Annotated in this window: 18 protein-coding genes; 14 read left to right on the top strand and 4 right to left on the bottom strand. The window is 69.9% G+C overall.

Annotated elements, in window-relative coordinates:
* The first annotated feature begins 3 nt into the window (after positions 1-3).
* The 7 genes from DBP14_RS05920 to DBP14_RS05890 all read left to right on the top strand — a co-directional run bounded on the left by DBP14_RS05920 (position 4) and on the right by DBP14_RS05890 (position 9,948).
* On the top strand, positions 4-927 hold the full coding sequence (locus tag DBP14_RS05920) for a carbohydrate ABC transporter permease (RefSeq protein ID WP_129305984.1): 924 nt from the start codon (positions 4-6) through the stop codon (positions 925-927).
* 459 nt (positions 928-1,386) lie between these two features.
* Positions 1,387-2,598 carry an ROK family transcriptional regulator gene (locus DBP14_RS05915; RefSeq protein WP_129305983.1) on the top strand — a complete coding sequence of 404 codons (1,212 nt, stop codon included), beginning with the start codon at positions 1,387-1,389 and terminating at the stop codon, positions 2,596-2,598.
* Positions 2,599-2,732: 134 nt separating this feature from the next.
* On the top strand, positions 2,733-3,830 hold the full coding sequence (locus DBP14_RS05910; protein ID WP_164992497.1) for a sugar ABC transporter substrate-binding protein: 1,098 nt from the start codon (positions 2,733-2,735) through the stop codon (positions 3,828-3,830).
* A 166-nt stretch (positions 3,831-3,996) separates the two neighbouring features.
* A complete protein-coding gene (locus DBP14_RS05905) occupies positions 3,997-4,788 on the top strand; it encodes an ATP-binding cassette domain-containing protein (RefSeq protein WP_164992257.1) in 792 nt (263 codons plus the stop codon).
* Complete coding sequence (locus DBP14_RS05900; protein WP_129305980.1) at positions 4,785-6,077, top strand: sugar ABC transporter permease; 1,293 nt, start codon at positions 4,785-4,787, stop codon at positions 6,075-6,077. The genes DBP14_RS05905 and DBP14_RS05900 overlap by 4 nt, the downstream gene beginning before the upstream one ends.
* A gap of 241 nt (positions 6,078-6,318) precedes the next feature.
* The gene (gene dxs / locus DBP14_RS05895) at positions 6,319-8,274 is read left to right on the top strand and encodes a 1-deoxy-D-xylulose-5-phosphate synthase (RefSeq protein WP_129305979.1); all 1,956 of its coding nucleotides are present in this window, start codon (positions 6,319-6,321) and stop codon (positions 8,272-8,274) included.
* 150 nt (positions 8,275-8,424) lie between these two features.
* The gene (locus tag DBP14_RS05890) at positions 8,425-9,948 is read left to right on the top strand and encodes an amino acid permease (protein WP_129305978.1); all 1,524 of its coding nucleotides are present in this window, start codon (positions 8,425-8,427) and stop codon (positions 9,946-9,948) included.
* Between the two features lie 39 nt (positions 9,949-9,987).
* Here DBP14_RS05890 and DBP14_RS05885 read toward each other — a convergent pair whose 3' ends face one another.
* Positions 9,988-10,386 (bottom strand): NTP pyrophosphohydrolase, encoded by a 399-nt coding sequence (locus DBP14_RS05885; protein WP_129305977.1) that lies wholly within the window; start codon positions 10,384-10,386, stop codon positions 9,988-9,990.
* A 110-nt stretch (positions 10,387-10,496) separates the two neighbouring features.
* On the bottom strand, positions 10,497-11,597 hold the full coding sequence (locus DBP14_RS05880; RefSeq protein ID WP_129305976.1) for an LCP family protein: 1,101 nt from the start codon (positions 11,595-11,597) through the stop codon (positions 10,497-10,499).
* Between the two features lie 190 nt (positions 11,598-11,787).
* Here DBP14_RS05880 and galE point away from each other — a divergent pair, with 190 nt between their 5' ends.
* From galE to DBP14_RS05840, 7 genes are all read left to right on the top strand, one after another.
* Positions 11,788-12,774 carry a UDP-glucose 4-epimerase GalE gene (gene galE, locus DBP14_RS05875; protein WP_129305975.1) on the top strand — a complete coding sequence of 329 codons (987 nt, stop codon included), beginning with the start codon at positions 11,788-11,790 and terminating at the stop codon, positions 12,772-12,774.
* 140 nt (positions 12,775-12,914) lie between these two features.
* On the top strand, positions 12,915-14,030 hold the full coding sequence (locus tag DBP14_RS05870) for a hypothetical protein (RefSeq protein WP_129305974.1): 1,116 nt from the start codon (positions 12,915-12,917) through the stop codon (positions 14,028-14,030).
* Positions 14,031-14,070: 40 nt separating this feature from the next.
* A complete protein-coding gene (locus DBP14_RS05865) occupies positions 14,071-15,636 on the top strand; it encodes a hypothetical protein (protein WP_129305973.1) in 1,566 nt (521 codons plus the stop codon).
* A 274-nt stretch (positions 15,637-15,910) separates the two neighbouring features.
* Complete coding sequence (locus DBP14_RS05860) at positions 15,911-17,149, top strand: CDP-alcohol phosphatidyltransferase family protein (protein ID WP_129305972.1); 1,239 nt, start codon at positions 15,911-15,913, stop codon at positions 17,147-17,149.
* A 222-nt stretch (positions 17,150-17,371) separates the two neighbouring features.
* Positions 17,372-21,658, top strand: a complete 4,287-nt coding sequence (locus DBP14_RS05850; protein ID WP_129305971.1) for a glycosyltransferase — start codon at positions 17,372-17,374, stop codon at positions 21,656-21,658.
* Positions 21,648-22,442: a rhamnogalacturonan acetylesterase gene (locus tag DBP14_RS05845; protein WP_129305970.1), complete on the top strand. Its 795-nt coding sequence runs from the start codon at positions 21,648-21,650 to the stop codon at positions 22,440-22,442. The genes DBP14_RS05850 and DBP14_RS05845 overlap by 11 nt, the downstream gene beginning before the upstream one ends.
* A complete protein-coding gene (locus tag DBP14_RS05840; protein WP_241740818.1) occupies positions 22,439-23,200 on the top strand; it encodes an Ig-like domain-containing protein in 762 nt (253 codons plus the stop codon). Before DBP14_RS05845 ends, DBP14_RS05840 begins: the two co-directional genes overlap by 4 nt.
* A gap of 70 nt (positions 23,201-23,270) precedes the next feature.
* Here DBP14_RS05840 and DBP14_RS05835 read toward each other — a convergent pair whose 3' ends face one another.
* Positions 23,271-25,397: a 3-hydroxyacyl-CoA dehydrogenase NAD-binding domain-containing protein gene (locus DBP14_RS05835; RefSeq protein WP_129305969.1), complete on the bottom strand. Its 2,127-nt coding sequence runs from the start codon at positions 25,395-25,397 to the stop codon at positions 23,271-23,273.
* Positions 25,394-26,614, bottom strand: coding sequence for an acetyl-CoA C-acyltransferase (locus DBP14_RS05830; protein WP_129305968.1), 1,221 nt, complete (start codon positions 26,612-26,614; stop codon positions 25,394-25,396). The genes DBP14_RS05835 and DBP14_RS05830 overlap by 4 nt, the downstream gene beginning before the upstream one ends.
* Positions 26,615-26,867 lie beyond the last annotated feature (253 nt).

The raw sequence follows: 26,867 nt of genomic DNA, 5'->3' as shown, positions 1-26,867 counted from the left end.
GCGATGAAGACGACCGAGACCCCCGCCCCGCTGCCGGCCGAGTCCGGGGCGCCCGTGGCCAAGGTGGACGTGGCGCGGCGGCGGCCCGAGACGCCGAGGAAGGAGGGCGGCGTCCTCAACGTCTTCTCCCACGGCATGCTGGTCATCTGGGCGATCATGGTGATCATGCCGCTGCTGTGGGCGGTGATGTCCTCCTTCAAGGACGACAGCTCCATCGTCGGCTCGCCCTGGTCGCTGCCCGACAAGCTGCACTTCGACAACTGGTCGCGGGCCTGGACCGAGGCCCATATGAGCGACTACTTCCTCAACACCGTCCTGGTGGTCGGGGGCTCGCTCATCGGCACGCTGGTCCTCGGCTCGATGGCGGCCTATGTCCTGGCCCGCTTCGACTTCCCCGGCAACCGGTTCATCTACTACCTGTTCATCGGCGGCATGAGCTTCCCGATCATGCTGGCGCTGGTCCCGCTGTTCTACGTCGTGAACAACATGGGGCTGCTCAACACCATCCACGGCCTGATCCTGGTCTACATCGCGTACTCACTGCCGTTCACGGTCTTCTTCCTCACCGCGTTCTTCCGCACCCTGCCCACCTCGGTGGCGGAGGCGGCCTTCGTGGACGGCGCCTCCCACTCGCGGACCTTCTTCCAGATCATGCTGCCGATGGCCAAGCCGGGCCTGATCAGCGTGGGCATCTTCAACTTCCTGGGCCAGTGGAACCAGTACATGCTGCCCACGGTCCTGAACACCGACCCCGACAAACGCGTCCTCACCCAGGGCCTGGTCCAGTTGGCGGTCAGCCAGGGCTACAAGGGCGACTGGTCGGGTCTCTTCGCGGGCCTGGTGATGGCGATGCTGCCGGTCCTGGCGGCGTACATCATCTTCCAGCGGCAGGTGGTCGCCGGGCTCACCGCGGGGGCGCTGAAGTAGGCGGATCCGGACACCCACCTTCCTCTCCCTTCGGCGCGCGGCCGGTCCGGCCGCGCGCCGATCGGCGTGCGCCCTCCCGCGTGCGTGCCCTTCCATGCGCGCGCCTTCTGTGCGCACAGCTGGTAATGACTCGGTCACAATGTGTGCCCGGGATTGCGGCGACTGAACGATCGGCCACCGCCGGCCCGCCGCTTCCGCCCGCCCCCACCGCCCCGCACGGCGGCCTCCAGGCGCTTCCAGGAGGCGCCCTGGGCTGCTCCGGGGTGCTCCGGCACGGCCGCGGGGGTGACCGGCGCGACACCACCCGGGCGGAAGCGATTTCCGTCAAGGACTTGACTGCGGTAACCCGTTCAGCGGAGCTTGGAGTTCATAACTTGTAAGTGGCCCGGTCCGATCGCTGTGACCGGGGTCACGGGCGGCGCCGGTGCCGCCCGGCCGATGGCGGGAGTGGATGGGTCGATGGAGACTCCGGGGTCGCAGTCGTCGCTGCACCGAGCCAACCTGGAACGGGTCGTACGGGCCGTCCGGCTGGCCGGATCGCTCACGCAGGCGGAGATCGCGCGGACGACCGGGCTGTCCGCCGCGACGGTCTCCAACATCGTGCGGGAGCTGAAGGACGGCGGGACCGTCGAGGTCACCCCCACCTCGGCGGGCGGCCGCCGGGCCCGCAGCGTCAGCCTGAGCGGCGACGCCGGCATCGTGATCGGCGTCGACTTCGGCCACACCCACCTGCGGGTCGCGATCGGCAACCTCGCCCACCAGGTGCTGGCCGAGGAGGCCGAGCCGCTCGACGTCGACGCCTCCTCCGCGCAGGGCTTCGACCGGGCCGAGGAGCTGGTCAGCCGCCTGATCGCGGCCACCGGCGTCGACCGCTCGAAGATCGCGGGCGTGGGCCTCGGCGTGCCCGGACCGATCGACCTGGAGTCGGGCACCCTGGGCTCCACCGCCATCCTGCCGGGCTGGGGCGGCACCCGGCCCGCCCAGGAGCTGCGCGACCGCCTGGGCGTGCCCGTGCACGTCGACAACGACGCCAACCTCGGCGCCCTGGGGGAGCTGGTCTGGGGCAGCGGCAAGGGCGTGCGGGACCTTGCGTACATCAAGGTCGCCAGCGGTGTCGGAGCCGGCCTGGTCATCAACGGCAAGATCTACCGCGGTCCGGGTGGCACAGCGGGAGAAATCGGTCATATTACTCTTGATGAGTCCGGCCCGGTCTGCCGTTGCGGAAACCGTGGCTGCCTGGAGACCTTCGCGGCGGCGCGCCACGTGCTCCCGCTGCTCCAGTCCAGTCACGGCACCGACCTGACGATGGAAGGCGTCGTACGGCTGGCCAGGGACGGGGACCCGGGCTGCCGTCGGGTGATCGCCGACGTCGGCCGCCACATCGGCAGTGGAGTGGCCAATCTCTGCAATCTGCTGAACCCGAGCCGGGTGGTCCTCGGCGGTGATCTCGCCGAGGCCGGAGAGCTCGTCCTCGGGCCCATCAGGGAGTCTGTCGGCCGCTACGCCATCCCCAGCGCGGCGCGCCAACTGTCCGTCCTCCCGGGGGCGCTTGGGGGCCGTGCGGAGGTGCTCGGAGCACTCGCTCTCGCGCTCAGCGAGATGGGTGATTCGACCCTTCTGGACGGCTCTGTCGCGGGCGCGCTGCCCGCGGCCACCCCTGCCTTCACTTAGAGGACGGATGGCACCGTTGTCATCTCGTTAAGGATTTACTTCTTGACGTCGCACGCGTGGCCGAGTTGACTTCCAGCCACCTCGGCCGCAACGTTCGCGGCCTCGTCAGGGAGGTTTTCCAAGTGAACGCACGTATGCGCCGTACCGCGGTCGTCGTAGCCGCGGGTGCCATGGCCGTCTCGCTGGCCGCCTGTGGCAGTGCCAAGGAGTCCAAGGGCGGCAGCAGCTCGTCCTCGTCGGCGAAGAAGGGTGACGACATCAAGGTCGGCCTCCTCCTGCCGGAGAACCAGACCGCCCGCTACGAGAAGTTCGACCGCCCGCTGATCGAGAAGAAGGTCGCGGAGCTGACGAACAACAAGGGCAAGATCGTCTACGCGAACGCCAAGCAGGACGCCACGCTGCAGAACCAGCAGGTCGACACCATGATCACCAACAAGGTGGACGTGCTGATCGTCGACGCGGTGGACGCCGCGGCCATCAAGAACTCGGTGCAGAAGGCCAAGGACGCCGGCATCCCGGTCGTCGCCTACGACCGCCTGGCGCAGGGCCCGATCGACGCCTACACGTCGTTCGACAACGTGACCGTCGGCAAGACCCAGGGCGAGGCGCTGCTGAAGGCGCTGGGCTCCAAGGCCAAGTCCGGCAAGATCGTCATGATGAACGGCTCCTCCACCGACCCGAACGCCGCGCAGTTCAAGAAGGGCGCCCACGAGGTGCTCGACGGCAAGGTGAACATCGGCAAGGAGTACGACACCAAGGAGTGGAAGCCGGAGAACGCCAACGCCAACATGGAGGGCGCCATCTCCGCCCTCGGCAAGAAGAACATCATCGGCGTCTACTCCGCCAACGACGGCATGGCCGGCGGTATCATCACCGCCCTGAAGGCCGCCGGCATCAAGGTGCCGGTGACCGGCCAGGACGCCGAGCTGGCCGGCGTGCAGCGCATCGTCGCCGGTGACCAGTACATGAGCGTCTACAAGCCGTACGCCCCCGAGGCCGACGCCGCCGCCGAGATGGCCGTGGACCTGGCCCAGGGCAAGTCGCTCGACTCCGTCGCCAAGGACAAGGTCGACAGCCCCACCACCAAGGGCGTCCCGTCCGTGCTGGTGCCGGTCACCGCGCTGACCAAGGACAACATCAAGGACACCGTCATCAAGGACGGCGTCTACACGGTCGCCGACATCTGCACCGCGCAGTACAAGGCGGCCTGCGACAAGATCGGTCTGAAGTAGCCCGTCTGAAGCAGCCGGTCTGAAGCAGTCGGTCTGAAGCAGTCCCCCGGCTCCCTCCGGTGCCCCGCCCACCACACAGCCCCGCAAGCTCGGCGCGGGGCGCCGGACGGAATTCCCACTCACTCTCTTTCTGCACAACCTCCCGCCGGGTCAGGCGGCGAAGGAGTTGGTTCACGTGTCCGCTACGCCCGTGCTGGCGTTGCGCGGGGTCTCCAAGCGGTTCGGTGCCGTCCAGGCGCTCACCGACGTAGAGCTTGAGGTCCACGCCGGTGAGGTGGTCGCCCTGGTGGGCGACAACGGTGCCGGAAAGTCCACGCTGGTCAAGACGATCGCCGGCGTGCACCCCATCGATGAGGGCGCCATCGAATGGGAAGGCAAGACCGTCCAGGTCAACCGGCCGCACGATGCCCAGAACCTGGGCATCGCGACGGTGTACCAGGACCTCGCGCTGTGCGACAACATCGACGTCGTCGGCAACCTCTACCTAGGCCGGGAGATCCGCAGGCGCGGCGTCCTGGACGAGGTGGAGATGGAGCGCCGTTCCCGTGAGCTGCTGGACCAGCTCTCGATCCGCATCCCGAGCGTCCGTATCCCGATCGCCTCGCTCTCCGGCGGTCAGCGCCAGGTCGTGGCCATCGCCCGTTCCATGCTCGGCGAGCCCCGCCTGGTGATCCTGGACGAGCCGACCGCCGCCCTCGGCGTCGAGCAGACCGCACAGGTGCTCGACCTGGTGGAGCGGCTGCGGGAGCGCGGCCACGCCGTGATCCTCATCAGCCACAACATGGCCGACGTCAAGGCCGTCGCCGACAAGGTGGCCGTGCTGCGTCTGGGCCGCAACAACGGCGTCTTCGAGGTCAAGTCGACCTCGCAGGAAGAGATCATCTCCGCCATCACCGGCGCCACGGACAACGCCGTGACCCGTCGTGCGGCCCGCACCAATGGGGAGATCAAGAAGTGAGCATCGACAAGACCTCCACGCCCCCCGGGGACAACGCCGTGGAGAACACCGAGGCCGCCCGCGGCTCCGACGTGGCCGTCGACCCCCGGCTGCTGGTGCGCGAACAGGGCCTGGCCGGGTACCTCAGCGAGTTCAAGCGCAAGATGAAGGCCGGTGACCTCGGCTCCCTCCCGGTCGTCGTCGGTCTGGCGATCATCTGGCTGATCTTCTGGCAGCTGAACTCCAACTTCATGACGGCGGGCAACCTGTCCGACATCGCCGTGGCGATGGTCGGCACGGGCATGATCGCCGTCGGCATCGTGTTCGTCCTGCTGCTCGGCGAGATCGACCTGTCGGTCGGTTCCCTCTCCGGCGTGGCGGGCGCCACCTTCGCGGTGCTGAACATCACCCACGGCATGAACGAGGTGCTGGCCTTCGTGCTGGCCATCCTCACCGGAACGGTCGCCGGCGCGATCCAGGGCTTCTTCTTCGCGAAGATCGGTGTGCCGGCCTTCGCCGTCACCCTGGCGGGCCTGCTGTTCTGGAACGGCTTCATGCTGAAGATCCTGGGTTCCAACGGCACCATCAACCTCAACAGCGACGGCCTGGTCGCCAAGCTGACCAGCTACTACTTCTCCGACGTGGCCGCCGCCTACGGCCTGGCCATCGGCGTCACGGTGCTGTACTTCCTCAGCGCCTACTTCGGCAACAAGCGCCGCGAGGCCGCCGGGGTGCCGTCCAAGCCGCTGAGCGAAACCATTCTGCGTACGGTGCTGCTGGCCATCGTCTGCTTCGCCGCGGCGTTCGTCTTCAACCAGAACAAGGGCCTGCCGCTCGCGGTGCTGATCTTCGTCGCGGTGCTGTTCCTCACCGACTTCGTGCTGCGCCGCACCGCCTACGGCCGCAAGATCTTCGCGCTCGGCGGCAGCGTCGAGGCCTCGCGCCGCGCCGGTATCAACGTGGCCATGGTCCGGATCTCGGTCTTCGCGATCGCCGGTACGTTCGCGGCCGTCGGCGGTCTGTTCATCGCCTCCAAGATCGCCTCCGCGAACCAGGGCGCCGGTGGCGGTGACCTGCTGATGAACGCGATCGCGGCGGCCGTGATCGGTGGTACGTCGCTGTTCGGCGGCCGGGGCCGGTCCTGGGACGCGCTGCTCGGTGTGCTGGTCATCGTGTCCATCCAGTACGGGCTCGCGCTGGAGGGCATCGCCTCGCCGGTGCAGTACATGATCACTGGTGGGGTGCTGCTGGCGACCGTCGTGATCGACGCGGTCACCCGGAAGACGCAGAAGTCCGCGGGGCGGGCCTAGCGACGCCGGTTCGCCGTAGGGGCGTGGGGTGCGCTGCGCGTGCCGGTCCGTCGTGGCTGGTCGCGCCCACGCGGCGGAGCCGCACAATGACACAGCCCCGCGCCCCTTGGGGCGCGTCCAGTCGCCCGGCGTGTCCGGGTGAGCCAGTTGCCCGGTGCCTTGACGGTGCCGGGCAACTGGCTGTCTTAGACTCGACTGGCCCGCCCGAAAGCTCGATCAGCTCTACTGCAAGGAGGCACGGGTGCCGCTGCTGACCCGCATCAGGGGACCGCGCGATCTGGACCGGCTCAGCCTGGAGGAGCTGGACCTGCTGGCGGAGGAGATCCGGACCTTCCTCGTCGACGCGGTATCCAAGACCGGCGGCCACCTCGGCCCCAACCTCGGTGTGGTGGAGCTGACCCTCGCCCTGCACCGGGTCTTCCAGTCGCCCAAGGACAAGGTGCTGTGGGACACCGGGCACCAGTCCTACGTGCACAAGCTGCTCACCGGCCGGCGGGACTTCTCCAAGCTGAAGATGAAGGGCGGCCTGTCCGGCTACCCCTCGCAAGGCGAGTCCGAGCACGACGTCATCGAGAACAGCCACGCCTCCACGGTCCTCGGCTGGGCCGACGGCATCGCCAAGGCCAACCAGCTCAAGAAGCGGGACAGCCACGTCGTCGCCGTCATCGGTGACGGCGCGCTGACCGGCGGCATGGCCTGGGAGGCGCTGAACAACATCGCCGACGCCAAGGACCGCCCCCTCGTCATCGTCGTCAACGACAACGAGCGGTCCTACGCGCCGACCATCGGCGGCCTCGCCAACCACCTCGCGACCCTGCGCACCACCGACGGCTACGAGCGCTTCCTCGCCCGGGGCAAGGACCTCCTGGGCCGCACGCCCGTCGTCGGCAAGCCGCTGTACGAGACCCTGCACGGCGCCAAGAAGGGCCTGAAGGACTTCATCGCCCCGCAGGGCATGTTCGAGGACCTGGGCCTGAAGTACGTCGGCCCGATCGACGGCCACGACATCGAGGCGCTGGAGTCGGCGCTCGCGCGGGCCAAGCGGTTCGGCGGGCCGGTCATCGTGCACTGCCTCACCGAGAAGGGCCGCGGCTACCAGCCCGCCCTCCAGGACGAGGCCGACCGCTTCCACGGCATCGGCCCCATCCACCCCGACACCGGACTGCCCATCAAGGCCGCCGGCGCCGACTGGACCTCCGTCTTCGGTGACGAGATGGTCCGGCTCGGCAAGGAGCGCGACGACATCGTGGCCATCACGGCCGCCATGCTGCAGCCGGTCGGCCTGAAGAAGTTCGCCGACGCCTTCCCCGACCGGATCTACGACGTCGGGATCGCCGAGCAGCACGGTGCCGTCTCCGCGGCCGGCCTCGCGCACGGCGGACTCCACCCGGTCTTCGCCGTCTACGCCACCTTCCTCAACCGCGCCTTCGACCAGGTCCTGATGGACGTGGCGCTGCACAGGTGCGGGGTGACCTTCGTGCTGGACCGGGCCGGGGTCACCGGCACCGACGGCGCCTCCCACAACGGCATGTGGGACATGTCGATCCTCCAGGTGGTGCCCGGCCTGCGGCTGGCCGCCCCGCGCGACGCCGACCAGGTGCGCGCCCAGCTCCGCGAGGCCGTCGCCGTCGAGGACGCGCCGACCGTGGTCCGCTTCTCCAAGGGCGCCGTCGGCCCCGCCGTACCGGCCGTGGGCCGCGTCGGGGGCATGGACGTGCTGCGCGAGCCGGGCACCGACCGCCCCGACGTGCTGCTGGTCTCCGTCGGCGCCCTCGCCCCGATGTGCCTGGAGGTGGCCGGGCTCCTCGACAAGCAGGGCATCTCCACCACCGTCGTCGACCCGCGCTGGGTCAAGCCCGTCGACGAGGCGATGGCCCCGCTGGCGGAGCGGCACCGGGTCGTCGTCACCGTCGAGGACAACAGCAGGGCCGGCGGCGTCGGCTCCGCGATCGCCCAGGCGCTGCGCGACGCGGGCGTGGACGTACCGCTGCGCGATTTCGGCATCCCGCCCCGCTTCCTCGACCACGCCTCCCGCGCCGAGGTCATGGCCGAGATCGGGCTGACCGCCCCCGACATCGCCCGCCAGGTCACCGGACTGGTCTCCAAGCTGGACGGCCTTCCGCACTCACGGCTGCGCGCGAACGGCTCCGCCCCCGCGTCCCGCCCGTCCGCCGAGGTGGAGCCCGCACGGGACTAGGACGCGCGCGAAAGCGACACCGGGCCGGTTCCGCCGCCTCTTCCAGGTGGCGGAACCGGCCCGTTTGCGTGAACCTGCCTGTGCCGGGGCATGCATACGCACCCCGACCCTCTCGATCATGTCGAGGACGACAAGCGTGGGAGGCAGGACGTGAGCAATGCCCTGTTCAGGACGAAGAACGTCGAGCAGTCCATCCAGGACACCGAGGAGCCCGAGCACGCGCTCAGGAAGTCCCTGTCCGCGCTCGACCTGACCGTTTTCGGTGTCGGTGTCATCATCGGCACCGGCATCTTCGTCCTCACCGGCACGGCGGCCAAGAACACCGCCGGGCCGGCCGTGTCCCTGTCCTTCGTCGTGGCCGGTGTCGTCTGCGCGCTCGCGGCGCTCTGCTACGCCGAGTTCGCCGCGACGGTCCCGGTGGCGGGATCGGCGTACACCTTCTCCTACGCCTCCCTCGGCGAGTTCCCCGCCTGGATCATCGGCTGGGACCTGGTCCTGGAACTCGCGCTCGGCACGGCGGTGGTGGCCGTCGGCTGGTCCGGGTACATCCACTCGCTGCTCGACAACGCGGGCTGGCACCTGCCCGACTACCTCAGCGGCCGGGACGGCGCCTCCGGGTTCGGCTTCGACATCCTGGCCGCCGCGCTCGTCCTCGTGCTCACCGCGATCCTCGTCCTCGGCATGAAGCTCTCCGCGCGGGTCACCTCGATCGTCGTCGCCATCAAGGTGGCCGTCGTCCTCGTCGTGATCATCGCGGGCGCCTTCTTCATCCACAGCGGGAACTACGACCCGTTCGTCCCGAAGGAGCAGCCGGTCCCGGCGGGCGGCAGCCTCAAGGCGCCACTCATTCAGCTCATCTTCGGCTGGGCGCCGTCCAACTTCGGCGTCATGGGCATCTTCACTGCCGCGTCGGTGGTCTTCTTCGCGTTCATCGGCTTCGACGTCGTCGCCACCGCAGCCGAGGAGACCCGGGTGCCCCAGCGGGACGTGCCGCGCGGCATCCTCGGCTCCCTGATCATCTGCACCGTGCTGTACGTGGCGGTGTCGGTCGTGGTGACCGGCATGGAGAAGTACACGAAGCTGTCCGTGGACGCGCCGCTCGCCGACGCGTTCAAGGCGACCGGACACCCCTGGTTCGCGGGCCTGATCAGCTTCGGCGCGGCCGTCGGCCTCACCACCGTGTGCATGATCCTGCTCCTCGGCCAGTCCCGGGTGTTCTTCGCGATGAGCCGGGACGGCCTGCTGCCCCGCTTCTTCTCGCACACCCACCCGCGCTTCCGCACCCCGTACCGGCCGACCATCCTGCTCGGCGTCGTCATCGCGATCGTGGCCGGCTTCACCAGCCTCAGCGTGCTGGCCGAACTGGTGAACATCGGCACGCTCTTCGCGTTCGTCGTCGTCGCCATCAGCGTGATCATCCTGCGCCGCACCCGGCCCGACCTGGAACGCTCCTTCCGCACCCCGCTGGTGCCGTTCCTGCCGATCCTCTCGGTGCTCGCCTCGCTGTGGCTGATGCTGAACCTGCCGGCCGAGACCTGGGTGCGGTTCGGCATCTGGATGGCGGCCGGCTTCGTCATCTACTTCTTCTACAGCCGCTCCCACAGCCGCCTCGCCGAACGCGAACGCGCCACGGCCGCCGGCCCCACCCGCCCCCCGAACGACCCGGCATCGTAATCGGCCCCCGCCCCTGGCGGCGTACCTCTTCCGGACGCGTCAGCCGCGCACCGTTCTGGGGCCCGTCACCTCGGCCCCCAGTTCCGTGACCCGGCGGCGCAGTTCCCGGTCCGCCGTGACGACCAGACAGGGGCGGCCGGGAGCCCTCCGGACCAGTTCCACCACGAGATCGTCGCCGCTTCCGGGAGCCGCCTCGACCCGCACGCCCGGCACCGGCGCCACACCGCGGGCCGCACCCTCCACGACGAGGACGAGGTCCACCGGGCCGTCCCGGCCGGGCAGCCCGTCCGCCGCCAGCCGGTCGCGCAGCCGTTCCGCCGCGCCCCGGCGGTCCCGCCACCAGCCGTCGGGCACCGACCCGACGACGTTCGCGGCGTCGACGATCACCAGCAGGGGCGGGTGCCCGTCCGGCAGGTCCGCGGGGTCCTTGGCATCCATGGCTTCAGGGTCGCACGGCGGGCGGGAGCACCACCGGACGGGCGGACGCGCGAGGGCGAGTGAGCGGGAGGAAACGGGCGGCGGTGTGCCCGACGGCCGGTCAAAACCGGTCAGGAACCCCCGCCGGTGGCCGGGGACTTCTTCGCGGACTCCGGGATACGGGAGTCGGTGCGGATCGCCTTCCACAGCTGCGAGTCCTGCGGCTCCGCCCCCACGACACGGTTGGGGTCGATCTTGTCGTACGCCACCGGCAGCATGATGGTGTCCATGTCGGCGGGGTCGACCCCGTTGAGGCTGCGCCCGAACTTCGCCAGTTTGGTGAGCGAGGCGAGGTCGGAGTCGGTGGTGAGGGCCGCGGTGAGGCTGTCGGCGATCTTGTACGCCTTGGTGGGGCTCCCCAGCAGGTCCTGCTTCTTGATCTCGCTCAGCAGGGCCAGCATGAACTTCTGCTGGAGCCCGATCCGGCCGAGGTCGCTGCCGTCGCCGATGCCGTGCCGGGTGCGGACGAACTCCAGCGCCTGGGTGCCGTCGAGCCGGTGGGTGCCGGCCGGCAGGTCGAGCCCGCTGGAGGAGTCGTGGATGTCCTGGTCGGTGGTGATGGGCACGCCGCCTATCGCGTCCACCAGACCCTTGAAGCCGGCGAAGTCGATCTCGATGTAGTGGTCCATGCGGACCCCCGACATCTGCTCCACCGTCTTGACCACACAGGCCGGACCGACCTGCGAGTAGATGGAGTTGAACATCACACGCTTCGCCGAGGGCACCGTGGTGCCGTCGGACTTGGTGCACTCCGGCCGCGTGACCAGGGTGTCCCGGGGGATGCTGACGGCGACGGCCTTGGTGCGGCCCTCGGGTATGTGCATCACCAGCGCGGTGTCCGAACGGGCCCCGGAGACATGCCCGGTGTGCAGCGAGGCGTTGGCACCGGCCCGCGAGTCCGACCCGAGGACCAGCACGTTCTGACCGGAGGTCGGCAGCTTCTCCGGCCGGTTGTCACCGATGGCCTTGTCGATGTCGACGCCCTTGATGTTGCCGTCGAGATCGCTGTAGAGCCAGTAGCCGGTGCCGCCGGCGGCCAGGACGAGCAGCCCCAGGGCGATGAGGACGTTCCGGCCGGTGTGGCGCTTTCCGCTACGGCCCTTGCGGCCCTTGCCGCGCCGCCTGGAAGGCGCCTCCGAATCGCTGCGCTGGGGCGTCGAGACATGGCTCATGTCTGTGGAGTCCTCGTGAGGTCGTGGCCCGCGGGGGGCGCTGCTTACGGCGTTCAGGACTCGGGTGGGGGGAAGGAGGGCCGGTCCGCGTCATGCCAGGCGACCGCGCCACTATAGACAGAAGGTGCGCCGATCATGCGAATAATGTGACTCATTTGTAAACGGTGGGCGAAGAATTAGGATGCCGCGCATGACTTGGCTGATCACAGGCGGAGCGGGTTTCATCGGATCGCATGTCGTGCGCGCCATGCTGGCGGCGGGCGAACGTGTCGCGGTGTACGACGATTTGTCCACCGGTGACCGCAAGCGCGTTCCCGACGAGGTGCCGTTCGTCGAGGGATCGGTCCTGGACGCCGAGCTGCTCCGGACCACCCTGACCGGTCTGCGGGTCTCCGGCGTCGTCCACCTCGCCGCGAAGAAGCAGGTGGCGGAGTCGGTGGAACGCCCGCTGCACTACTACCGGGAGAACGTGCAGGGCCTGCGGACCCTGCTGCAGGCCGCGGCGGACGCGGGCGTCGGGCGCTTCCTCTTCTCCTCCTCGGCCGCCGTCTACGGCATGCCCGACGTCGACCTCGTGACCGAGGACACACCGTGCGCCCCGGTGAATCCGTATGGCGAGACCAAGTTGGCGGGGGAGTGGCTGGTGCGTGCGACGGGCCGCGCGCACGGCATGACCACCGCCTGTCTGCGCTATTTCAACGTCGCCGGCGCCGCCACCGACGAACTGGCGGACACCGGGGTGTTCAACCTCGTTCCCATGGTCTTCGAGAAGCTCACCGAGGGCGGCGCTCCCGTCGTCTTCGGGGACGACTACGACACCGAGGACGGCACCTGCGTCCGTGACTTCATCCATGTCGAGGACATCGCGTCGGCGCACCTCGCGGCCGCCCGCGCACTGGCCGACCGGGAACCCGGCAGTGACCTGACGGTCAATATCGGTCGCGGTGAGGGCGTTTCCGTGCGTGAGATGATTGCCCTGATCGGTGAGGTGACCGGTTATGGTGCCGCGGCGACGCCGGTGTCGGCGCCGCGTCGTCCGGGTGACCCGGCACGGGTCGTCGCGTCCGCCGAGCGCATCCGGACGGAACTCGGCTGGACCGCGCGCCACGACGCACGCGCGATGGTCGGCTCGGCCTGGTCGGGATGGTGCCGGCAGCACCCCCGGGCCCGTCGCTGAGAGCACTCGGCGGTCCGCGGACCGCCGCACGGCCGGCTTCGGGTCCGGCCGGCGGCCGGACCCCGGCATTCGAACTCAGGACGCAGTGATCAGGGCGCGGCCCCCGGCGGGGCCCGGCCCGGCGGGAAGGACGACGGAGCATGCGGGCCAGCAGCGCGCTCGACAGCGGGCCACGGCAGCAGGCGGGCGGCGCGGGAGCGGACCCTTCGGGCCGGCTGCCGGCCGTGTTGTCCGGTCCCTGGCCGGCGCTCGGACACGACGGCCGGCTCATCGTGTTCGCGCACGTGGACCAGGCCGTGCTGCGCTGGACCGAGAACAGCCCGGGCGGCCCCGGCTGGTCGGGGCCGGACACGCTCCCGGCCAAGGGCGTCACCCACCTCAGCGTCGCGCAGGGACGCAACCGGTACGTCCACCTGCTCGGCCGCCGGGTACGCGGCTCCGCAGACGAACCACCCGCCGTGGACCTGCTCTACGCGGTCCAGTACCAGGCGGGACGGCCGCTGACCGAGTGGCGGTCGGCCGGCAACCCCCATGCCAAGCGGGAGCGGACCGCGCTGATGGGGGCGCCCGTCGCCGCCGTCAACCCGGCCGGCACGCTGCACGTCTTCGTCACCACGGCCGAGGGGCGCGTGGCGCTGAGGCGTGAGGACTCCCAGGGACGCTGGGAGCCCTGGGCCGACCTGAAGGTCGCCGCGGCCCTGGACACCCCGGCCGTGGCGGTCACGTCCGCCGGCCACGTGGGGGTGCTCGCCCCCGCGCTCACCGGGGCACTGTCCTGGCAGCAGCGCGAGCCCGGTGCCGCCCTGGAGCGGGGCCATGACCTCCCGGTGGTGCCGCTGCCGGGTTCCGCGACCGGGGTGGAGACCTCGCCCGGCCGGATCACGTACGTCCTCACCGACGTCCGCAGCGGCGGCATCGTCACGGCCCGGCCCGGAGAGTGGCCGGTGCCGGTCGGCGGGAACCCGGGTGACGGCCGTCATGCGGCCCTCACCACCGTGCTGGACGGCTACCCGTGCATGGTGCTCGCCCATCGCGACGCGGACGGCCGGATCGTCCTCGGCGTCTGCCCCGCGGAGGACGAGCGCAACGGGGTGTGGTGGATCGACACCACCACGCCCTGCCTGGGTGATCCCGTGCTCGTCCTGGACGGGTTCGGACGGGTCGTCGTCCTCGCCGTCTCCCCGGATGGCACGCTGATCCTGGCCCGGCAGGAGGAGGGGCCGGGCCTGACCCTCGGCGACTGGAGGCGCATATGACCGGCTCGGTTTCCGCCGCCGGCCAGAGGGACGTGACGGCATGACGCGTAGGACAGACCGCCGGCAGGGAGTCACCGCCGCCGGCCCGTCGGCGCCGACGCACACGGTCGCCGTGGTCGTTCCCGAGCCCGCCGACGCCGTGCCGCTCGTCGGGCTGCAGCCGCCCGGGGCGCAGATCGCGGCGGTCTGTCTCGGGGAGGGGACCAAGGACACGCGCGCGGCGCTCGATCGGGCGCTCGCAGAGGCCACGACGCGTGGCTGCCGGGTGCTGGGCGGCGTCCGTGTCCTGGGCACCGGCCCGGGCGACGCCGTGGCCGCGCTGCTCGGAGAACTGCGCGCGATCGGTCCGCACCGGCTGCACACCCTGGACCCCGATCCCGCACATGTCGCCGTGGACGAGACCGGCGTGCCGTCCCACGGTGTTCCGCGGGCGCACGCGCGGAGCGCGGAGCAGGCTCTGGCGGCGGCCCGCGCCTGGCAACGGGAGACCGGCCGGCCCCTGTTCGTCGACTGCCACCGCGCCGGAGCGGATCCAGGGCTCGGCGCCGCCGCGTGCAGGCGCTACCCCGACCCGGTGAACTGGCTGTCCGCCGGCTTCGACGGACGGCTGACGGCCTTCGCTTCCACGGCCGGGGGAGTCGTGCGCTGGTGGCAGGAGGAGCCGGACCGGTGGCGGGGACCGGAGACCGTGGAGGGCCCGGGGCTGCTGCCGGGCCTGTGCGTCGTACCGGATCCGCACGGGTTCCCGCACCTGTTCGGGCTGCGCCGGACCGTCCGCGCGGACGGCGGCGCGGACGTCGAGGTCGTGCAGGCGGCCCAGTACCGGGTGGGCCGTCCGCTGACACCCTGGCTCGCGCTCGGCGGACCGAACAGCGCGGCGAGGGAGAAGGGACGCGAAGTCGGGTTCCCGACGGCCGCCTTCGACACCGCGGGCAATCTGTTCGTGTTCGTCCGCAATTTCGGGCACAGCATCAGCTACCGCTGCCGGTCGGCCGACGGTACCTGGGCGGCGTGGCGGCACCTCGGTGGTGTCCGCGTCGCCGACGACCTCCTCGCGGTGACGTCGGGCGACGGCCGGGTCGAGGTCTTCGCGCGGGCGCGTGACTCCGCCGCGGTGGTCCGGTGGTACCAGGGTGCCAACGGCGCCTGGGCAGAGGACCGGACGGTTCCGTTCGCGGCCCGGCCGGGCACCTGGGCACCGGCCGCGGAGCCGGGCGCGGTTCTGTTCCGCGACGCGCGCACCGGTGAGGCGTCGGTGTGGCACCCCGGCGCTCCGGGGCCGTGCCCGCTGGGCGAGGCGGAGGGGAGCGGGCCGCTGGCCATGGCGCGGCACGTGGAGGTGGACGGATGGCCGTACTCCGTCCTGGTCCGTCCCGGCCCGGGGGGCACCTGCTCGGTGGGCGCCCATCCCGAGGGGCGGCCGGATCTCGGGGTGTGGTGGCAGGACCTGGCCGCCCCCTCGTACCGGGGCCCGGCGGCGGCGGTGAGCCGCGACGGGAGACTCGCTCTGGGAGCGTGGACGGCCGGCGACGGGCCCGTGGTGGCCTTCCGGCGGGAGCCCGAGGGCGGTCTCGCCTTCGGTGACTGGCGGCCCACGGGCGGGTGAACCCCCGCGGAGCGGCTCACGGCTGACCGACTGTTTCAAGACGGTCGGGGATGCGACACGTGACGGCGCAAAAAAGTTGTACAGGCAACCATGTGATCAACGTCGCGACCGTGGGGAATCACTACCCGTCATATCTAGGTGTGATTTTGTTAAGATTCCCGTCGCCCGTGTGAGTTTCTTGTGAAAGCGGCTCTCACCTGCGCGATCCCTGCGGCGCACCGACGCGGCCACGGGGCTTATGTCCTGTCATGTCGGTGTTCGTGTCTGAGGGGTTATGGCCAAGCTGTCGCTGCGGGCTGTCCAAAAACTTACCTGCAAGAAGCGCGATGCCTGGTGGACCGTGTTCCTGGTCGACCCCGTCGCCACCCGACTGCTGCTCGTCATCGCCCGGTTCCGCTTCATCACGCCCAACCGGGTGACCTGGGCGGCCCTCGTCGTCGGACTCGGATCGGCCGGCTTCTTCCTCAAGGGCGACCAGCAGTCGCTCCTCATCGGCGCGGCGCTCTACCACCTGAGCTTCATCCTCGACTGCATCGACGGGAAGCTGGCACGCCTCAAAGGCAACGGCACCGTCTTCGGCGGCTGGCTCGACTACGTCTTCGACCGCATCCGAGTGCTGTTCTGCGCCCTGGCCCTGATGGGCGGACAGTTCCTGCGCACGGACGACGAGCGGCACCTCCTCGCCGCACTCGTCGTGGTCTTCCTCGACATGCTCCGGTACGTCGACGCGCTGCAGGTCTACAAGATGCGCATGTCGATGCGGGCCAAGATCGAGAAGGTCACCAAGGAGCGCGCCGAGGCCGAGCGCGCCGAGGCCGAGCGCGCCGAGCAGGAGGCCCGGGCCGGCGCCGAGGACGACCAGCAGGTCGTCTTCATGGAGGACCTGCTGCGGGACAACCCCGGCACCCCGGCCGAGACCCTCCGCGCCGAGGCCGGCGCCGGCAACGTGATCGACCTGCACGAACAGTTCCGCGGTCAGTTCCCCTGGTACATCAGGATCCGCCGGGCGCTGCTGCGCACCCGGATCCGCCCGCACCTGATCAGCGGCATCGAGTTCCAGATGTTCATCTTCATCGTGGGCCCGGTGACCGGGAGGATCCTCTGGACGACCGCCGTCTCGGCGGCGCTGCTGATGCTCTTCGAACTGATCATCATGTACAAGTTCTGGCTCTCCACGCGTGACTTCACCCGCGTCATGGAGGAACTGGACCCCACGCCGACGACCGCGGGCACCATCGCGGCGCACCTGCACCGGGGCCGCCACCGGCGGGCCGCGCAGGAGGCGCTGCTGGCCGACGAGCGGTACCAGGCGCCGGAGCCGGAGGACGACCCCGGCTTCTGGCCCTACCCGCAGCCGAACGTCACCCCCCATGAGCACGACCTCTCCCAGGACCCCTACTCACTGCCCGCCATGCCGCGGCAGCTCGGGGACACCATGCCGCTCACCCGGTTCCAGCAGGCGGCACCCGGCGACGCGTACGGCAGCACCGGGGCCCGGGAGAACTCGCGATGACCCCATCTGCAGGACGAGTCCCCATGAGACAGACACAGGACGGCGAGAACTACTGGGTCACGGTGGTCATCCCCGCGTACAACGCGGCCACCACCATCGGCAAGGCCCTTCAGTCGGCCGTCAACCAGACCTACGAATCGGTCGAGGTGATCGTCGTCGACGACGCGTCGACCGACGGCACCCTGGAAGTGGTGGCCAACTTCGCCGGGCACAACCCCCCGGGTGCGCGTACTGCGCCGCCGGGAGAACAGCGGCGGCGTCGGCGCCCCCCGCAACTGGGGCATAGCCCAGGCGGAGGGGCGCTGGGTGATGTTCCTGGACGCCGACGACGAACTGCCGCCCCGCGCCTGCGAGCGGCTGGTCGAGAGCGCGCTGGAGACCGGCAGCGACATCACGGCGGGCAAGGCACTGCGGGTCAACCGGGCCACCGGCGAGTCCGAGCCCTGGGCGCCCGAGGTCTACGCGATGAGCCGCACGGTGGCGAACCTGGAGGACTTCCCCCCGCTGCTGTCCGACCCCATCGCCGCCGCCAAGCTCTACAACGTGGAGTTCCTGCGCTCGGCCGGCGTGTGGTTCCCCGAGGGCGTCTTCTACGAGGACACGTACTTCTCCACCGTCGCGGGCTGTCTCGCCCGGGGCATCACCCTCATCACCGAACCCGTCTACCGGTGGCTGTGGGAACCGGACGGCTCCTCCATCACCGGGCGCACCCGTGAACTGCGCAGCATCACCGACCGGATCGCCGTGCACCGGGCCACCGACCGGTTCCTGCTGGAACGGGGCCTGTGGGCGCTGAAGGTCCGCAAGGACTCGAAGTTCCTCTCGCACGACCTGCGCCTGTACATGCGGGCCCTGTCCGAGGGCGACGCGGAGTTCCAGCAGCGCTTCGCCGGCATCGTCAGTTCCTACCTCTTCTCCATCGACGATGAGGCGTTCGAGCTGTGCGGCCCCGTCGACCGGGTACGCGCCTACCTGCTGCGGTACGAGGAGATCGAGGCCGCCCTCACCACGCTCGACTACACCCGGCGCAAGAGCGTGTTCTCCTCCCACCTGGTGGAGGAGGACGGGCGGGTCTACTGGTCCGCCGACCACCTGCACCTCCCCGGCGCGCGCCGCATGCTGGACGTCACCGAACTGGGCCTCGCCGCGGCGCCCGTCTCCCAGGTGCCGCTCTTCGCCCAGCTGACGAACTGGCGGGTCGACGGCACGGAAGCGTCCTACACCGGCGAGCTCGTCAACCGCTTCGGCCGGATCTCCGCCGGCGACTCCCTCTCCCTGTCCCTGGCGGTGCGCAACCGGCACACCAAGCAGGACGTCCTGGTCCCGGTCCCGAAGGTCTCCGTCGACGACCGCCACGTCCGCTTCTCGGGCACCGCCGACCTCGCCCGCCTGCTCGGCGACGACCTCGCCGACGACACGGTGTGGAACGTCTCGGTCGTCGTGGAGTGGAACCGCAGCCGGTCCCGGTCCGCGCTCAACGTGCGCGACATCGACCTGGACGGGCTGCGCTTCGAGCGCGACGGCGAGGAGTTCGAGGGCTACCGCACGGTCAGCGACAACCTCGCCTTCCGCTCCGCGCGGGTCGGCAGCCGCACCTTCGAGTCGGAACAGAACGATCCGAACGCCCCGTGGATGTGGTGGCGCGACCGGATCCACTCCCCGATCCCCTCGCTGACCCACCGCTTCGAACTGGCCGTCGTCGTGCCGTGCTACAACGTCGCCAAGTACCTGGACGACTGCCTGGGCTCGATCGCCGCGCAACGCGGCTTCGCAGCCACCCAGGTCATCCTGGTCGACGACGGCGCCACCGACGAGACGCCGCGGATCCTCGACCACTTCGCCCAGTACTACGCCAACGTCACCGTCGTCCACCAGCAGAACGGCGGACTGGGCAACGCCCGCAACAACGGCCTCGCCCATGTCACGGCACCGTACGTCACGTTCCTCGACTCCGACGACATCCTCGGCCCGGATGCCCTGTACCTGATGCTCCAGGCCGTCCGCCGCGACCACACCGAGATCGCCGTCGGCGACCTCGTGAACTTCCCCGATCGTCCCTACGGCCCCTGGAAGAAGTACTTCGGCGACGGCGACCAGGTCGTCAACGACCTCGCGGACACCCCCGACCTGATCTTCAGCGGCTCGGCGTGCAACAAGCTGTTCAGCACCGATCTGCTGCGCCGGCTGGGCCTCCGGTTCGGCGAGGGTGTGCACTTCGAGGACTCGTGGCTGACGCTGCCGGCCATGCTGCGCTCCCGGGGCATCAGCCTGGTCGACGCCCCGGTGTACTACTACCGCGGCCGGCCCGACGGCTCGTCCATCATGGACTCGCTGTGGAGCAAGCCCGCGAACTACCGGGACCACCTGCGCCTCAACCACTTCCTGCTGAACTACACCGCCGAGGAACGCGACGCGATCCGGCACATGTTCCACCGGTATGTGGCCCGCACGTACAAGGGCTTCCTGTGCAACGCGCGCAACGTCATGAACCGCTCGCAGCTGGCCGAGATGTTCCGTGACATCCACCGCCACTACGCGCAGATCCCCGACGACGTCATCCTCGAGTTCGCCACCAACGCCGCCCAGCAGATCGACCACTACGCGGCCAAGAGCGGCAACTTCGAACTGTTCTGCGACCCGGCTCCCGCCCTGGAAGCCGCGCCGCTCGCGGTGGAGATCGACGACGAGGGCTTCTACCGGACCTTCCCCGGCGGATCCCTCGCCACCAGCACCGCGCGGATCGCCGATCCCAACGTGGTCGTCGAGTCCGTACGCAGCCGGGACGACGTACTCGTCGTCGAGGGCTGCATGGCCTTCCCCGGTATGGATATCACCGGACCGCTGCTCAACCGCCTGGAGTTCGTGTACCAGACGCGGGAGCACAAGGTGGCCGTGCCCCTGCGGCAGGTCTATCGCCGGGACCTGTGGAACGCCCGCAACCAGCGCGACCTCTACGCCGGCTGGTATGCCGAGATACCCGCCGAGGTGCTGGCCGAGGGCGGCTTCGGCATCGGTGACTTCCGCCTCAGGGTGCACCGCGTCGACGACAGCCGGCAGCGCAACGTCGTGATGAAGGCCCGCCTGCCACTGCACCGGCTCAAGGGCCAGGGGCGGGTCGGCGCCTACCGCTACATGCTGACCATCGCCGCCCGTGACGCCCTGAACCTGCGCCTCGTCGATCGTGGCCCGGGTGCACGCCTCAAGCACACACTGTGGCGTGCCAAGCGCGAGATCCGCATCCTCAGGATGCGCAACCCCGGCTGGCGCATGCGGCTGATGTACTGGCTCACGTTCCCGTTGCTCAACCGCCGCGAGATCTGGCTCATCGGCGAACGCTCCGACACGGCCCAGGACAACTCGTACCACTTCTTCACGTGGATGCGGACCAACCGGAAGCGCCACAAGATCTACTACGTCATCGACGGGGACTCCGCCGACTACGCGAAGGTCGCCCCCTACGGGCAGGTGATCAAGCTCGACTCCTTCAAGCACCGTGTGTACCTGCTGCACGCGACCAAGCTGATCGGCTCCTACGACTCGGAGTCCTACCTGCTGCCCAAGGGCTACCGGAAGGTGTTGTTCCTGCACCGGTTCGGCGAACTCCTCAAGTACCAGCGGGTGTTCCTGCAGCACGGCATCATCTACAACGACGTCACCACGGGTGTCGACCAGCGGATCACCAGCTACGACATGATCGTCACCACCGGCCACCAGGAGCGAGAGTTCCTCGCGCTGGAGGCGGGTTACGGCGACCGGGCGGTCCTCGCGGGGCTCCCGCGGTTCGACGCGCTGCGGCAGGAGCCCCTGGAACGCCCCCGGATCCTGCTGATGCCGACCTGGCGCCAGTGGATCGTCACCGCCTCGTACAAGAAGGCCGCCGGTCCCGCGAAGACCAGCTTCACGCAGTCCGAGTACTACCGCTTCTACCGGTCGCTGCTGGCGAACCCGCGCCTCGGCGAAGCACTGGAGCACTTCGGGGTCGATCTGGAGTTCTTCCCCCACTACGAGATCAGGCCGTACCTGCACACCTTCCAGCTGTCCTCCTCGTCCATCCACGTCGCCGACCCGAGCACGCGCAACGTGCAGCAGGCGATGAAGGAGTGCTCGCTGATGGTGACCGACTACTCATCGGTCTTCTTCGACGTGGCCTACATGGGCATCCCGCTGGTCCACGTCCCCTTCGACGAGGAGGACTTCTACGGACGCCACTACAAGCGCGGCTACTTCGACCTCTCCGAGGACGGCTTCGGCCCGGTGTGCCGGACCGTCGAGGCGGCCGTGGACCAGATCATCGCCGTGATGCAGCGGGGCTTCACCGTGGAGCCGCTCCACCAGGCGCGGGTCGAGAGCTTCTTCATGCACCGCGGCGGCGGCAACTGCCAGCGGGTCTACGACGCGATCGAGGCCCTCGGTACGGCACCCGCGGCGGAGCTCGCTCCGGACGGCCCCCTGGGCGCGCTGGAGCCGAGTGGCGTCACCGCGTCGACGAGGTGGGTCGATGCGGCCTGACGGAAGCCCCTACCGCATCTTTCTCGCCGGTGACTCGAGCGTGTGCACGCGCGAGATCAGCAGGGCCCCCATGGCCGGATGGGGCCAGATGCTCCCGCTGTTCTTCACCGGCGCGGCCGAGATCGTCAACTGCGCCCGGGCCGGAGCCAGTTCGCGCACCTTCGCCGAGCGCGGCCGGCTCGCCTGGATCCTGGAGCGGCTCAGGCCCGACGACTACCTCGTCACCTCCTTCGGCCTGATCGACCACAAGCCGGAGAAGGAATGGCGCACCGAGGCGTTCCACGACTACCAGCGCCATCTGCGCGCCTTCGTCGACGGGGCCCGCGACCGAGGTGCGCACCCGGTACTGGTCAGCTCGCACGAGCGCTGTACCTGGGACGAACACGGCAACCTGCGGCAGGTGTTCGGGGAGTACCCGATGGCCAAGCGCGAGCTGGCCGCGGAGACAGCGACCCCCTACGTCGACCTGTACGCCCAGAGCCTCGAATGGTGGGCGCAGCTCGGACCCCAAGGCACGTGCGACCTGTTCATGTACCTGGCCCCCGGGCAGCACCCGAACTACCCCGAGGGCATCGAGGACAGTACGCATCTGCGGCCCGAAGGTGCCGTGGCCTGCGCGCGGTTCGTCGCCCACCAGCTGGCGTCCCGGCAGATCGTCCCGCCGCACTGGGTGACCGCACTCGATGTGCCGGCGTTCCCGCCACAGGCACTCGGATGGATGGACGACGCCGAGCACGCGGCCATGGTCAGAGCACGGTCAAACGGACAAGGAGACACACTGTGACACCGGGAACCGTGCTGACCGAGCAGCAGACCGAGCCGTTCCTCCTCGCCCGCGTGCACGCGGTCCAGCAGGACGCCCCACAGATCCGGCTGACGGTCGAGCTGACGGCGAGCGCCGATCCCCAGCTGCCGCTGACGCCCGGGCAGGAGGTCCGCTTCGCCCTCGCCCTGCACCCCGAGGGACCGGGCCACCGCTACTACGGCTATGTGATGAGCCAGCCCTTCGAACGTGCGGTGGGCGTCGGCCGGCTGGCCGGGATCAGTCTGCTGCCCGCCGGAGACCGGTACGCCACCTCCGTGGAGGCGGGCGGCTTCCGCGTCGCGCGGTTCACGGCCACGGTCCACCACGACGTGCCGTCCGGCGCCGTCCTCATCCCGCAGGTGCGGGCGGGCATCATCGCCCATGGCGGGTCGAGCCTGACCAGCAGCACGCACTCGGTGAAGCAGTACGGCTACCGGGTCGCCCCGCTGCCCCGGCAGGGCCGTGTACTGAAGGTGGCGCCCGGCCACCGCGGAGTGCTCCACGGACTCACCGAGGGCCTGGGGGAACGGGTCCGCCTCGTCGGAGTGGGGCCGGCGCTGCGCGGCGTCACCGCCGTCGAGCCCGACGGCGCCGTCGTCTACACCCCGTCCCCCGGCCAGGGCGGATACGACCGCTTCGCCTACACCCTCGACGACGGGGACGGCCGCCTGACCAGGGGACAGGTCACCGTCTACATCGGCGATCTGTACGCCGCGCCCGGCGTGCTCGCCGGCTGAGACGCACGCCACCGGCAGTCGGAAAGGGGGCCCCGCTGCCGCGAGGCCCCCTTTCACGCGCGTGCGCGCATTACGCCGGAACCGACGCCACGCCCGGCTGGAGGAACTTCTTGCCGTTGACGCGTTCCGAGACGCCCTCGCGGTCCAGGTACGGGGTGATGCCGCCCAGGTGGAAGGGCCAGCCGGCGCCGGTGATCAGGCACAGGTCGATGTCCTGGGCCTCGGCGACGACGCCCTCGTCGAGCATCAGACCGATCTCCTGCGCCACCGCGTCCAGGACCCGGGTCCGGACCTGCTCCTCGGTGAGGACGGAGTCGCCCTGCTGCAGCAGTGCGGCGACCTCCGGGTCCAGCTCGGGCTTGCCGCTGTCGTAGACGTAGAAGCCGCGCTTGCCGGCCTTGACGACGGCCGCCAGGTTGGGGGAGACCGTGAAGCGGTCCGGGAAGGCCCGGTTGAGGGTCTCCGAGACGTGCAGACCGATCGCGGGGCCGACCAGCTCCAGCAGGACCAGCGGGGACATCGGCAGGCCGAGCGGCTCGATCGCCTTCTCCGCGACCTCGACCGTCGTGCCCTCGTCGATGACGTTCTGGATCTCGCCCATGAAGCGGGTCAGGATACGGTTCACGACGAACGCCGGGGCGTCCTTCACCAGGACCGCGGTCTTCTTCAGCTTCTTGGCCACGGCGAACGCGGTGGCCAGCGAGGCGTCGTCGGTCTGCTCGCCGCGGACGATCTCCAGCAGCGGCAGGATCGCGACCGGGTTGAAGAAGTGGAAGCCGACGACCCGCTCGGGGTGCTTCAGCTTCGACGCCATCTCCGACACCGAGAGCGAGGAGGTGTTGGTGGCGAGGATCGCGTGCGCCGGGGCGACCGCCTCGACCTCCGCGAACACCTGCTGCTTGACACCGATCTCCTCGAACACCGCCTCGATGACGAAGTCGGCGTCCGAGAAGCCCTCGGCCTTGTCCAGGACGCCGGTCACCAGCGCCTTGAGGCGGTTGGCCTTGTCCTGGTTGACACGGCCCTTGCCGAGCAGCTTGTCGATCTCGGCGTGGACGTAGCCCACACCCTTGTCGACGCGCTCCTGGTCGATGTCCGTGAGGACGACCGGAACCTCCAGGCGGCGCAGGAAGAGCAGGGCGAGCTGCGAGGCCATCAGGCCCGCGCCGACCACGCCGACCTTGGTGACCGGGCGGGCCAGGTTCTTGTCCGGGGCGCCGGCGGGACGCTTGCCGCGCTTCTGGACGAGGTTGAACGAGTAGATGCCGGCCCGCAGTTCGCCGCCCATGATGAGGTCGGCGAGCGCCTGGTCCTCGGCGTCGAAGCCCTGCTGCAGGTCGCCGTTCTTGGCGGCGGCGATGATGTCCAGGGCGCGGTAGGCGGCCGGGGCCGCGCCGTGCACCTTGGAGTCCGCGATGAACCGGCCCTTGGCGACGGCCTGGTCCCAGCCCTCGCCGCGGTCGATCGCCGGGCGCTCCACCTTGACGTCGCCCTTGAGGACCTGCGCGGTCCACAGCAGCGACTGCTCCAGGAAGTCGGCGCCTTCGAACAGCGCGTCGGCGATGCCGAGTTCGAAGACCTGCTTGCCCCCCAGCTGCTTGTTCTGGTTCAGCGAGTTCTCGATGATGACCGAGACGGCCTTCTCGGCGCCGATCAGGTTGGGCAGCAGCGCGCAGCCGCCCCAGCCGGGCACCAGGCCGAGGAAGACCTCGGGCAGCGAGAACGCCGGGATCGCCTTGGAGACGGTCCGGTAGGAGCAGTGCAGGCCGACCTCGACGCCGCCGCCCATCGCCGCGCCGTTGTAGTAGGCGAAGCTCGGGACCGCCAGGGCGGACAGGCGCTTGAAGACCTCGTGGCCGCCCTTGCCGATGGCCAGCGCGTCCTCGTGCTTCTTCAGCAGCTCGACGCCCTTGAGGTCGGCGCCGACCGCGAAGATGAACGGCTTGCCGGTGATGCCGACGCCGACGATCGAACCGTCCGCGGCCTCCTTCTCCACCTGGTCGATCGCGGTGTTGAGGTTCGCGAGCGACTGCGGTCCGAAGGTGGTCGGCTTGGTGTGGTCGAAGCCGTTGTCCAGCGTGATGAGCGCGAAGCGCCCGGCGCCGAACGGCAAATCGAAGTGGCGTACCTGCGCCGCGGTGACGACCTCGTCCGCGAACAGCTCGGCCGCGCCCTTCAGGAGTTCAGCGGTGCTCACTTGTTGCCTCCGGCGAAGTGCGGGTTCTCCCAGATGACGGTCGCGCCCATGCCGAAGCCGACGCACATGGTGGTGATGCCGTAGCGGACCTCGGGCTGCTCCTCGAACTGGCGGGCGAGCTGGGTCATCAGGCGGACACCGGAGGAGGCCAGCGGGTGACCGAAGGCGATGGCGCCGCCGTACTGGTTCACGCGCGCGTCGTCGTCCGCGATGCCGTAGTGGTCGAGCAGCGATAGGACCTGGACGGCGAAGGCCTCGTTGATCTCGAACAGGCCGATGTCGGAGATGCTCAGGCCCGCCTTGGCGAGGGCCTTCTCCGTGGCCGGGATCGGGCCGTAGCCCATGACCTCCGGCTCGACGCCCGCGAAGGCGTACGACACCAGGCGCATCTTGACCGGCAGGCCGTTCTCGCGGGCGAAGTCCTCGCTCGCGATGATCGACGCGGTGGCGCCGTCGTTCAGGCCGGCCGCGTTGCCCGCGGTGACCCGGCCGTGCACGCGGAACGGCGTCTTCAGGCCGGAGAGGTTCTCCAGGGTGGTGCTGGGGCGCATCGGCTCGTCGGCGGTGACCAGACCCCAGCCGGTCTCGCTGGCCTCGGGGCTGGTGCGGCGCACCGAGATCGGGACCAGGTCCTGCTGGATCTTGCCGTTGGCGTACGCCTTCGCGGCCTTCTCCTGCGAGCGCACCGCGTACTCGTCGGCGCGCAGCTTGGTGATCTGCGGGTAGCGGTCATGCAGGTTCTCCGCGGTCATGCCCATGAACAGGGCGGACTCGTCGACCAGCTTCTCGCTCACGAAGCGGGGGTTGGGGTCCACGCCCTCGCCCATCGGGTGGCGGCCCATGTGCTCGACGCCACCGGCGATGACGGCGTCGTAGGCGCCGAAGGCGATCGAACCGGCGGTGGTGGTGACTGCCGTCAGCGCACCGGCGCACATGCGGTCGATGGAGTAGCCCGGCACGGACTGCGGCAGGCCCGCGAGGATGCCGGCCGTGCGGCCGAGGGTCAGCCCCTGGTCGCCGATCTGCGTGGTCGCGGCGATGGCGACCTCGTCGATCTTCTTCGGGTCCAGGCCGGGGTTGCGGCGCAGCAGCTCCCGGATCGCCTTGACGACGAGGTCGTCGGCGCGGGTCTCATGGTAGATGCCCTTCGGGCCCGCCTTGCCGAACGGGGTGCGGACGCCGTCGACGAAGACGACGTCCCTGAGGGTACGAGGCACGATGGCTCTCCTCCAGAGTGCGGGACGCTGAGCGCTTGCTTACGACCATGCTACTTACGAGTAACGTTGCTGCACAGTCCTACCCGGGGGAGCGGCGAACATCACACCAGCGGGGCGGCACGTGACAGGTCCCGGGGCAGCGGACATCACACCAGTGGGCGCCCCTGAACCGGCACCCGGCGCTCCTGGCCGTGCCCACCCGTTCCGCCCTGCGGAACGCCTGCCCACGGCGGCGGGAGGGCGGGTGCGCGTG

This window comes from Streptomyces sp. L2 (genome assembly GCF_004124325.1).
Taxonomy (GTDB): Bacteria; Actinomycetota; Actinomycetes; order Streptomycetales; family Streptomycetaceae; genus Streptomyces.
This window is presented reverse-complemented; position numbering and strand designations above follow the sequence as displayed.